Raw genomic sequence first — 10,406 nt, 5'->3', positions numbered from 1 at the left:
GTTCCTCGACGCCGACCTCGTTGACACGATGCACATCGCCGTTGCGCCAATCGAGCTCGGCCGCGGTGAACGCCTCTGGAAGTCCCACAGCGAGCTACTCGACAGCTTCCATCTCGACTCCGTGTCCAGCCCCAGTGGAGTAACCCACCTGCTGTTTTGGCACCGGTGACCACAAGACAGCATCAACATGCGGACGGACGTCAGACGATCGGCGGCCGTTCCCTACCGCTGTCGGCTCAGGTTCGCCAGTTTCTCCGTTGGGGCGTTCGGACGGTCACGCAAGAAACCCCGCCCGGGCGAGCCCTGAGCGGGGTTTCGAGATCACTCGGCGCTCCCTTTCGGGAACACCCCTGAGTTTCGTTGGTTCGTTCGTGGAGGTGGCGGGAATCGAACCCGCGTCCTTCGGCTTCTTGACAGGCCTTCTCCGAGCGCAGTCGGTGGAAGTGTCTCGGCCCTCGCATCGCCACCGGCATCGGTGCGAGGTCCCAGCCGACGAAATTGTCCCCGTTGGCCTGTCGGCACTACCAGCTGGGTAAGCCCCGCTAGATGTCGCCCGGATCCGGCCCGCAGGGCTGAGACCGGTCGGACGTCGCTACTTTTTAAGCAGCGAGCTCGAGCTGAGGCTCGGCGTTTGTTTGGTTTCCGGCTTATTTACGTGGACTCCGGAGACCACGGCTCGCTTCTCCCATCTCGACGACCGAAGTCGAAGCCAATCACCCCCTGGTCAATGTGCGAACCCACAGTTTACCGGTCGGGCCCCCCGGCCGGATCCGATCGGCGATCGCGCCCTGATCGCTACAAGTTCGGGCCCAAAGTGGGCCGCCAGGCGACCCTGTCGCGTCTATAGCCGATAAATCGGCCCCAGACGGGACGAGAACGGTCGCGAGGAGCCGGCGCCAGTTCTCGTACCGATCAGGACGATCGAGGCAGGGGCCCCCGGCCCGCCGGCCACTGGGTCGTCATTCACCGCGCCGATGGCGGGCCGCGGCCCTGGCCACCTCGCGCTCGGCGTCTCGGTCGGCGATGGCGCGGCGCTTGTCGTAGGTGCGGCGGCCGCGGGCCAGGGCGAGCTCCACTTTGGCCCGGCCGTCACGAAAGTAGATGGACAGCGGCACCAGCGTCAGGGACTGCTGCTTCGTCTTGCCGACCAGCTCGTCGATCTGGCGCCGGTGAAGGAGCAGCTTGCGAGGACGGTCGGGGTCGTGGCTGCCGAAGCCCTGGGCGTACTCGTAGGGTGCCACATAGGCGCCCACGAGCCAGACCTCGCCTCCCTCGACCCGGGCGTAGGCGTCGCGAAGTGCCGCCCTGCCCGCCCGCAGCGACTTCACCTCGCCCCCTTGGAGGACGATCCCGCACTCGAAGGTCTCGAGCAGGTCGTAGTCGTGCCGGGCGCGCCGGTTCTGGGCGATCCGGCGGTACCGCTCGGGAGCTCGCTTTCCCGCCCCGTTGGTACCTCGCTGGCTCGCCCCCGTCCCCGAACGAGCGCGTGCTTTGGGTGACATGCCAGCTCGACGGTAGCCTCTCGGCCCGATGCTTCGGCTTCCCGTGGCGGTCTACACCGAGCTCGTCGGGCACTGCCTCGGGGCCCAGCTCGACGAGGCCACTGGGCTGCCACTCGAGGCCTGCGGGCTCCTCGGGGGAGACCCGGCGAGCACCCGGATCGCCGTCTGCTACCCGACGAGGAACGCGGCCGCCTCGGCTCGGACCTACACGGTCGACCCCCGGGATCACCTGCGGGCGGACCGCGACGCCGAGTCCCGCGGCCTCGAGATCGTCGGGGTCTTCCACTCCCACACCCACACCGACCCCTATCCATCGGCCACCGACGTGGCCCAGGCACCCGATCCCAGCTGGCACTACGTGCTCGTCTCGCTCCGGGACGACAGCCCGACCCTGCGCTCGTACCGGATCGTGGACGGGAAGATCGACGAAGAACCGGTCGTACTGGAAGGCCGTTAGAATCTGTAGCGAACAGGTCAACATTTCCCCTGGAGGGTCTGGTGCCCGTAGAAGTGCGACTGCCCACGGTCCTCCGCCAGCATGCGAGCGGCCAATCGTCGGTCTCGGCCTCCGGCTCCACCGTCGGCGAGGTGCTCCAGGACCTGGTCCAGACCTTCCCCGGCATGGCCGGCCAGGTGGTCACCCCCGACGGGACCCTACACAAGTTCGTCAACGTCTATCGCAACGACGACGACGTCCGCTATCTCGAACGGCTCGACACCAAGGTGTCGGACTCCGACGTGATCACCATCCTCCCCGCCGTGGCCGGGGGGGCCGGCCCGGCACGGCCGTAGGAGTGTCATGGCCTACTACGCCAGCATCCTCGACCTGATCGGGAACACGCCGCTCGTCGAGGTAAGCGCCCTCAGCCCCAACCCCGACGTCCGCATCCTCGCCAAGCTCGAGGGGCAGAATCCCGGCGGATCAGTCAAGGACCGCATCGCCCTCTCCATGGTCGAGGAGGCGGAGAAGGAGGGCTCGCTGAAGCCCGGCCAGACCCTGATCGAGCCCTCTTCCGGTAACACCGGCATCGGCCTGGCCTTGGTGTGCAGGATCAAGGGGTACCGCCTCAAGATCGTGCTGCCCGCCAACGTGTCGATCGAGCGCCGGCAGCTCCTCGAGGTCTGGGGCGCGGAGATCATCGAGTCGCCGGGGGAGCAGGGATCGAACGGCGCCGTGCGCCTGGCGCGCGACCTGTCCCGGCAGCACCCCGAGTACGCCTTCCTGTACCAGTACGGCAACCAGGCCAACCCCAAGGCCCACTATGAGGGGACCGGGCCCGAGATCTGGCGGGACTGCCCCGAGGTCACCCACTTCGTGGCCGGGCTGGGCACGAGCGGCACCCTCCTCGGCGTCGGCCGGTTCCTCAAGGAGCGCAACCCGGCCCTCCAGGTCTGGGCCATCGAGCCGCCGACGGGTGAGATGGTCGACGGGCTGCGCAATCTCGACGACGGCTACATCCCACCGATCTTCCTCGACAACAACGGGCCCGATCTCCTCGACCGCAAGACGATGGTGGGGACCCGCGAGTCGATCGAGTGGACCCGGCGGCTGACCGATGTCGGGCTGTTCGGGGGCATCTCCTCAGGGGCCGTCATGGCCGGGGCGGCCCGGTGTGCCTCGTCCATCAGCGCCGGCGTCATCGTGATCGTGGTCGCCGACGGCGGCTGGAAGTACCTCTCGACGGGTGCCTGGACCGGCGATCTGGACGCGGTCACGGAGCGAGCCCGGCACACGATCTATTTCTGAGCCCCGGGCGGTGGGCGCCCCGCTCGAGGCCCTGGAGGACCAGGCCCGCAGCGTGCTCCCCAGCGCCGTCTACGACTATCTCGCCGGCGGGGCCGAGGACGAGCACACCCTGGAGGACAACGTCGCCGCCTGGGCCCGGCTGCGGCTGCGGCCCCGGATCCTGTCCGACGTGTCGGAGGTCGTGGTCGCCACCACGGTCCTCGGCACGCCCGTCCGGTTTCCGGTAATGGTGGCCCCAGTCGCCTTCCACCGGCTAGCGCATCCCGAAGGCGAGCTCGCCACGGCACAAGGCACGAAGGCGGCCGGCACCATCATGGTCGTGTCCACTCGGGCGTCGACGACCCTAGAGGACATCGCCGCCGCTGCCCCCGAGCTCCCACTGTGGTTTCAGGTCTACGTGCTCAGGGATCGCGAATGGACAGCGGACCTGGTCGCCCGGGCGGCGGCGGCGGGCTATCGGGCCCTTGTCCTCACGGGTGACACGCCGATCGTGGGGCACCGGCGGCGCGACGCTGCCAACGGCTTCGTGCTGCCCCCCGGCGTGGGCATGGCCAACCTCCCCGCAGGCGCCGGGCTGACTGTCGCCGACCCCGACGACTACCCGGGCGCCCACCAGAGCCCGGCGGTCACGTTCGACGACATCGGGTGGCTGTCGTCGATCTCCCGGCTGCCGGTGGTGGTGAAGGGGGTGCTGCGGGGCGACGACGCCCTGCGCTGCCTCGATGCCGGCGCGTCCGCGCTCGTCGTCTCGAACCATGGAGGCCGCCAGCTCGACGGGGCGGTGGCGGGAGCTGACGCCCTCCCTGAGGTGCTGAGCGCAGTAGGGGGTCGGGCCGAGGTCTATGTCGACGGCGGGATCCGGCGGGGCACCGACATCCTCAAGGCCTTGGCCCTCGGGGCCCGGGCGGTGCTCGTGGGCCGCCCCGTCCTGTGGGGCCTGGCTACGAGCGGCGCCGCTGGCGCTCAGGGGGTGCTGGAGCGGCTCGGCGACGAGCTCGCACACGTCATGGCGCTGGCCGGCGCCCGGGATGTGGACGACGTCACGCCCGACCTCGTCGTCCCCGGCCCTTCGGCGCCCCACCGGTAGTCTTCGCCCGTGGACGATCGCCCCATCGGGGTCTTCGACAGCGGTTTCGGCGGGCTCACGGTGATACGGGCCCTGCTCGACCTGGTTCCCGGCGAGGACCTGGTCTACGTCGGCGACACGGGCCGCTACCCCTACGGCCCTCGTCCGCTGGACCAGGTCCGCGGCTATGCCCGCCAGATCGCCCGCCATCTCGTCGCTGAGCACGGCGTCAAGATGCTGGTGGTGGCGTGCAACACGGCGGCAGCCGCCGCCCTCGACCTGCTCCGCTTCGAGCTCGATGTCCCGGTGGTCGGCGTCATCGATCCCGGCGTGCGCGCCGCCGTGCAGGCGACCCGCAACGGCCGGCTGGGGGTGATCGGCACGGTCGGCACCATCTCGTCGGGGGCCTACCAGCGGTCGGTGCGCGCCCAAAGGGCGCCGGTCACCCTGCGGTGTGCCGCCTGCCCCGGCTTCGTCGAGTTCGTCGAGCGGGGCGAGACCGACAGCGACCAGTGCTACGTGCTCGTCGAGCGCCTCCTGTCCCCGATGCGGTCGGACCACATCGACACCCTGCTGCTGGGCTGCACCCACTACCCCTTCCTGGCTCGCACCATCGGCGATGTCATGGGTCGCGGGGTCGTGCTCGTGTCCTCGGCGGAGGAGACGGCGTTCGAGGTGCTGTCAATCATCTCGGAGACGGGCCTGGGCCACCGCACCGCCGCAAAGGGATCTCATCGGTTCCTCTCCTCGGGCGACATCGGCTTGTTCCGCGAGCTGGGGAGCCGGCTGCTCGGACCCGAGCTCGACGACGTCGAGCGCGTCTCCTGGGACCCGGCCTAGGTGCTGGGCACCTGCGGCCTTGTTCTCGGGCCGGCCTCCCGGGCCGGCCTGCACCCGTGAGCCTCCGCCTGACCGTCCTCGGCTGTGACGGCAGCTACCCGGGTCCAGGGGGCGCCTGCAGCGGCTACCTGGTGCAAGGCGGTGGCGTCAGTGTGTGGCTCGACGCCGGGTCAGGCACCCTCGCCAATCTCCAGCAGCACCTCGACCTCCGTCGGGTGGATGCGGTCGTGCTCAGCCACGAGCACCCCGATCACTGGATCGACCTCGAGGGATTCGCGGTGGCCCGGACCTACGTGATCGGCGGCGGCCCCGTGCCCGTGTACGCGCCGGGCGGACTCCGCTCCCATCTGTACTTCGATCCGCCTGACGTCTACGACTGGCGCGAGATCGCCGACGGCGACCGCATCGGTGTCGGCGCCCTCAGTCTCACCTTCCGGCGCACCGACCACGGTCCGGAGACGCTGGCCGTGCGCGTCGACGGTGACGGTTCCTCGGTCGGATACTCTGCCGACTCCGGGCCGGCGTGGTCGCTCGAGGCCCTCGGCCCCGGCCTCGATCTGGCGCTGTGCGAGGCCACCTACCTGCGAGACAACGAAGGGAGAGCCCAGCACATGAGCGCTCGTCAGGCCGGGACGTCCGGTCGGGAGGCCGGCGTCGGCCGGCTGGTGTTGACCCACCGCTGGCCTACGGTGGCCGCCGAGGCCAGTCGCGACGAGGGCAGCACGGCGTTCGGCGCCGAGCTGGAGCTGGCCCGGCCCGGCGCTGCGTTCGTGGTCGGCCCGGAAGGCCGGCAAGGAGAAATGGCGTGAGGGCCGACGACCGAGCGATCGACGAGCTGCGGACGACGTCGTTCGTGCGCGACTTCACCGAGGCGCCGCTGGGCTCGACGCTGGTGCAGGCCGGTCGCACGAGAGTCCTGTGCACGGCGTCGGTCGAAGACCGCGTGCCCGCGTGGATGCGTGGTGGCGGCAAGGGGTGGGTGACCGCCGAGTACTCGATGCTCCCCGGCTCGACGATCGAGCGGACGCCGAGAGAAGCGGCGAGGGGCCGACAGTCGGGTCGGACCCAGGAGATCCAGCGCCTGATCGGCCGGTCCCTGCGGGCCGTCTGTGACATGGCGACGCTGGGGGAGATGCAGGTGGTGGTCGACTGCGACGTGCTGCAGGCCGACGGTGGGACGCGCACGGCATCGATCTGCGGCGCCTACGTGGCGCTCCACGACGCGCTGACCCGGCTCCTCCAGCAGGGTCGCCTGTCCGCGCACCCGCTCGGCGAGGCGTGCGCGGCCGTGTCGGTGGGCGTGGTCGAGGCCTCCTGTCTGCTGGATCTCGACTACCGCGAGGACGTGGCCGCCGAGGTGGACATGAACGTCGTGATGACGTCGTCCGGCCGCTTCATCGAGATCCAGGGCACGGCAGAGGGGATGCCGTTCTCCAAGACCGAGCTCGAGGAGCTGCTCAGCCTGGCCGAGCACGGCATCGCCGGCCTGCTGGAGCTGCAGACGGCGGCGTTGTCCGAGCCCCCGCCGTCGCGCTAGGGGCGCACCCTGATGCGGCTGGTGCTCGCCACGGCCAACCCCGACAAGGCGGTCGAGATCGCCGCCCTGCTCACGAACGTCGAGCTGGCGCCGCGTCCCGCCTCCCTGCCGGAGGTCGACGAGAGCGGGCGGACATTGGAGGACAATGCCCGCCTGAAGGCGCAGGCTGTCGTCGAGGCGACCGGTGAAGCCGCGGTGGCCGACGACACGGGGCTCGAGGTCGCGGCGCTGAGGGGCGCTCCGGGGGTGCGATCGTCGCGGTACGCGGGGGAGGACGCCAGCTATAGCGACAACGTGGCCAAGCTGCTCAGCGCCCTCGAGGGAGTGGGCGAGCGGCGGGCGCGGTTCCGCACCGTGGCCCTGGTCAGCTTTCCCGACGGACGCGAGGTGTTGGCCGAGGGCACGGTCGAGGGGGCGATCACCGAGGAGCCCCGAGGGGAGGAGGGTTTCGGCTACGACCCCGTCTTCGCGCCGGACGGCGGCGGAGGACGAACGTTCGGCGAGATGACGCTCGAGCAGAAGGCAACGTTGTCGCACCGGGCCCGGGCCTTCCGGGAACTGGCCGCGCTGCTCACCAGCCCCTGAGGTCCACCGGCATGGCGCCGATCACCTCGCCGCCCCGCACGAGGTGCATGGTGCGGTGGTAGGCGACCGTCGGGTCGACGTGGGCCGGGACGACCCGAACGCGGTCGCCGACTCGGAACGGATCGGTGGGGCCGAAGGTGACGTGCTCGTCGGAGCAGAACCAGACCGTGCCCCCTTCGACGGTCGGGTTGCCGTGGTCCATGGCCAGCGACTTGAGGCCGCAATCGGCCACCGCCCAGTCGGGTGAGACCGAGATGACCGTTGACAGCACGAAGAGCGCCTGACGAAAGGGCAGGTTCAGCCGGCCGTAGGCGGTGTCCATGAGGGCGTAGGACCCGGCTTGGATCTCGGTGGCCCAGTGGTTGAGGTCGTAGGTGCCGGTGCCACCCGCCGAGACCACCTCGCCGCCGACATCGGCGTGAGCCTTGACGAGCAGCGCCATGCAGTCGGCGACCATGGCGGTGCGCTGTGCCCGGTCCTCCAGACCGACCACGTGACCCTCGTAGCCCATGACCCCCCGGACCTCCAGGCCCCGGGCGCGGGCCTCCTCGGCCAGGCGCCCCGCGTCCTCGGGCGCGCAACCACAGCGCGGCAACCCGACGTTGACGTCGATCACGACCTCGCGCACACCTCCGTCGGCCGCGGCAGCCACGGTCGCGGGCGAGTCGACAGCGAGCGTCACCCGGGCCCCGGATCTCGCCACGGCACCGAGGCGGCGGGCGTCGACGACCTCGTTGGCCAGGAGCAGGTCCCCGCCCAGTCCGGCCGCGGCCATGCCCTCGACCTCGGCGATGGTGGCGCACGTGAAGCCGGGATGGCCGGCCTCCGCCTGGCGGGCAGCCAAGGCCGTCGACTTGTGGGCCTTCACGTGCGGGCGCATGCGGGCGCCGGGGAGGGCGGCGGCCATGGTCGCCAGGTTGTGCTCCAGGGCGTCGGCGTCGACGACCAGTGCAGGCGTGACGAGCTGGTCGAGGGGCACCGGACCCGGAGCGTAGCCGTGGTGGGGCCGGGTTCGGCGGGTCAGAGCTCGGCCCGCTCGGCTTCCCAGGAGTCGGGAAGGGCTTCGAGGCCGGCACGGAAGCGGTCCGGGTCGAACGGCTCCTTGTAGTGCAGGGTCCGCCAGGCCTCGCCGGAGACCACCGAGCCCAGCATGTGCAGGATCTCGTGACGCTCGTAGCCGAGGGCGATCAGCCGCTGCGCCGTCGGCCAGGTCTCGGGTGGGTCGTCCATCCAGAGCTGGTTCGCCACGATCTCGTGCATCGAGATGTGGAGACGCGGGCTCATCAGGTTGCCCCGCAGTGTGATCTCGTCCTGGTCGTCGTCGATGGCCTGCTGGAGCTCCGGGTGGTCAGCCACGATCAGGAAGTGACGGTCGTCCTCCTCGCCGGGATCGAGCAGTGACAGGTCGATGTCGTCCATCCGCCCCTGACTAGCGGGGACGGCCCACCGCCGACGGTCCTCCTCGCCCACCCGCGGCAGGTTACGCCAACCGCGGCGTTCTCGCCGCCCCCTCGGTCTTGCTACACATGTGGCCGTGACGGCCACGGTCGAGGCCCCACCGAGCGACGCTCGGACCCATCCCGGGAGCAGGCGGGTGGCCCCGCTCGCCGTGACCTGCCTGTTGGTGCTCCCGGCCCTGGTGGCCGCCGTGTCCCTGCTCGGCCGCCACTGGTACGGGTCGGGAGACCAGGCGCTCGAGGTGCTCCGCATCGGCGACGTCGGTGGCCAGCACACGCCTCTGGTGGGAGTGCTCTCGCGGTTTGGGTGGTACCACCCCGGCCCGCTGCTCTTCCTGATCCTGGCTCCCGCCCAGCGGCTGCTGGGGCAGACGGGCGTGCTGGCCGGGACCGCGTTGCTGAACGCGGCCGCCCTGGTCGGTGTGGCCGTCGTCGCCCGCCGCCGAGGTGGCACCGCCCTGGTGCTGTGGACGGCGCTGCTCGTCGCCGCCCTCGTGCACGCGCTCGGACCCGGCCTGCTGATCGATCCGTGGAATCCGTGGGCCGCCCTGCTGCCGTTCCTGTTCTTCGCCCTGCTGGCGTGGTCCGTGGCGTGCGGCGACCACCCCACCCTTCCCTGGGCGGCCGGCGTCGGGTCCTTCGTCGTCCAGACGCATGTGGGTTACGCGCCGCTGGTCGTGGGGGTGCTCGCAGTCGTCCTCGTCCTAGCTGTGCTCGGCCGGGCAAGAGCGCGCCTCGGGCGCTGGCTCGCCATCGCCGGCCTGGTCACCGTTGTCCTGTGGGTGCCGCCACTGATCCAACAGGCGACCGGGCATCCGGGGAACCTCGGTGAGGTGGCCTCGTACTTCGTCCACCCTGGCTCGTCGCAGCAGCCCGCGGACATCGCTGGGGGACCGGCGGTGGGGTGGAAGACGGCATTCGGGGCGATGGGAACCGAGCTCGGTCCGCCGGGACCCTGGTTGACCGGTCGTGACACCAACTCGGTCGGTTTTGTCGCCAGAGGGGCTGCCGTGCCGGCTGTCCTGGTACTGCTCGCCACGGTCGGCTGTGGTCTCCTGGCGTGGCGACGCGGGGCCCGAGATGCGGCGCGCCTCGCCGCTGTCGCCGTGACCATGGCCGTGATCGGCCTTGTGGCCACCGCGAGGGTCAACGGGATCCTCGCCAACTACCTCGTCCGCTGGTGGTGGGTTGTGGCGCTGCTGCTGTGGCTGGCCATCGGGTGGTGCCTGGTCGAGGCTCTGCGAGGGCTGCCTGCGCGACTGCGTGCCGACGGCTCACCTGCCCGTGGCCGGGGCGTCGGCAGGTCGGCTCGGGTCGCCGGCCTCCTCGTCGCCACAGGAACGCTCGTCCTGGTCGCTGTCAGCAGCGCCGACGCCCTGCCGGCGCCGCTACCGGTCGCCCCGGCGTCCGACGCCATCGCCCACCTCGCACCGAGCACCGCCCGAGCAGTGGGTCGGAACGGCCCCTACCTCCTCCGGTGGGAGGACCCCGAAGCTCTCTCCGGCGTGGGACCCGGTATGTTCACCACGCTGCGGCTGGCCGGCTTGGACGTCGTGGCCGGGGCCGAGCAGTCGAAGGCCGTCGGTGCCTGGCGCGTCACGCCGCCGATCCATGTCAACGGGGTGATCACCGGTGTGGGCGTTCCCGATCCGACGATCCTGTCTCAGCCGCT

Annotated in this window: 12 protein-coding genes and 1 other RNA gene; 9 read left to right on the top strand and 4 right to left on the bottom strand. The window is 70.8% G+C overall.

The window, feature by feature from the left end; translation table 11 throughout:
- Positions 1-369 precede the first annotated feature (369 nt).
- Positions 370-721, bottom strand: a transfer-messenger RNA (tmRNA) gene (gene ssrA / locus VGF64_09020).
- Positions 722-959: 238 nt separating this feature from the next.
- Positions 960-1,502, bottom strand: coding sequence for an SsrA-binding protein SmpB (smpB, locus tag VGF64_09015; GenBank protein ID HEY1634884.1), 543 nt, complete (start codon positions 1,500-1,502; stop codon positions 960-962).
- Between the two features lie 28 nt (positions 1,503-1,530).
- Here smpB and VGF64_09010 point away from each other — a divergent pair, with 28 nt between their 5' ends.
- From VGF64_09010 to rdgB, 8 genes are read left to right on the top strand one after another with little or no spacing between them, the layout of a single operon-like run.
- Complete coding sequence (locus tag VGF64_09010) at positions 1,531-1,959, top strand: M67 family metallopeptidase (protein HEY1634883.1); 429 nt, start codon at positions 1,531-1,533, stop codon at positions 1,957-1,959.
- A 41-nt stretch (positions 1,960-2,000) separates the two neighbouring features.
- Positions 2,001-2,294: a ubiquitin-like small modifier protein 1 gene (locus VGF64_09005; protein ID HEY1634882.1), complete on the top strand. Its 294-nt coding sequence runs from the start codon at positions 2,001-2,003 to the stop codon at positions 2,292-2,294.
- 7 nt (positions 2,295-2,301) lie between these two features.
- Positions 2,302-3,249, top strand: a complete 948-nt coding sequence (locus tag VGF64_09000) for a pyridoxal-phosphate dependent enzyme (protein HEY1634881.1) — start codon at positions 2,302-2,304, stop codon at positions 3,247-3,249.
- Positions 3,250-3,259: 10 nt separating this feature from the next.
- Complete coding sequence (locus tag VGF64_08995; GenBank protein HEY1634880.1) at positions 3,260-4,336, top strand: alpha-hydroxy acid oxidase; 1,077 nt, start codon at positions 3,260-3,262, stop codon at positions 4,334-4,336.
- A gap of 9 nt (positions 4,337-4,345) precedes the next feature.
- Positions 4,346-5,155: a glutamate racemase gene (gene murI / locus VGF64_08990; GenBank protein HEY1634879.1), complete on the top strand. Its 810-nt coding sequence runs from the start codon at positions 4,346-4,348 to the stop codon at positions 5,153-5,155.
- A gap of 56 nt (positions 5,156-5,211) precedes the next feature.
- Positions 5,212-5,964 (top strand): MBL fold metallo-hydrolase, encoded by a 753-nt coding sequence (locus VGF64_08985; protein ID HEY1634878.1) that lies wholly within the window; start codon positions 5,212-5,214, stop codon positions 5,962-5,964.
- A complete protein-coding gene (gene rph / locus VGF64_08980) occupies positions 5,961-6,692 on the top strand; it encodes a ribonuclease PH (GenBank protein HEY1634877.1) in 732 nt (243 codons plus the stop codon). Before VGF64_08985 ends, rph begins: the two co-directional genes overlap by 4 nt.
- A gap of 12 nt (positions 6,693-6,704) precedes the next feature.
- Positions 6,705-7,277, top strand: coding sequence for an RdgB/HAM1 family non-canonical purine NTP pyrophosphatase (gene rdgB, locus VGF64_08975; GenBank protein HEY1634876.1), 573 nt, complete (start codon positions 6,705-6,707; stop codon positions 7,275-7,277).
- Here rdgB and VGF64_08970 read toward each other — a convergent pair.
- Entirely contained in the window at positions 7,264-8,256 is a 993-nt protein-coding gene (locus VGF64_08970) for an alanine racemase (protein ID HEY1634875.1), read from the bottom strand. The genes rdgB and VGF64_08970 overlap by 14 nt on opposite strands.
- 41 nt (positions 8,257-8,297) lie before the next feature.
- Positions 8,298-8,747: a DUF1841 family protein gene (locus VGF64_08965; protein HEY1634874.1), complete on the bottom strand. Its 450-nt coding sequence runs from the start codon at positions 8,745-8,747 to the stop codon at positions 8,298-8,300.
- 64 nt (positions 8,748-8,811) lie between these two features.
- On the opposite strand from VGF64_08965, the gene VGF64_08960 reads away from it, so the two are divergent.
- The coding region (locus VGF64_08960) for a hypothetical protein (GenBank protein HEY1634873.1) at positions 8,812-10,406 on the top strand (1,595 nt) is incomplete at its 3' end.

Source organism: Acidimicrobiales bacterium (assembly GCA_036491125.1).
In the GTDB taxonomy this organism is placed as follows: Bacteria; Actinomycetota; Acidimicrobiia; order Acidimicrobiales; family AC-9; genus AC-9.
Note: the sequence above shows the minus strand (reverse complement) of the source record. Positions and strands in the feature narration are given on the sequence as shown.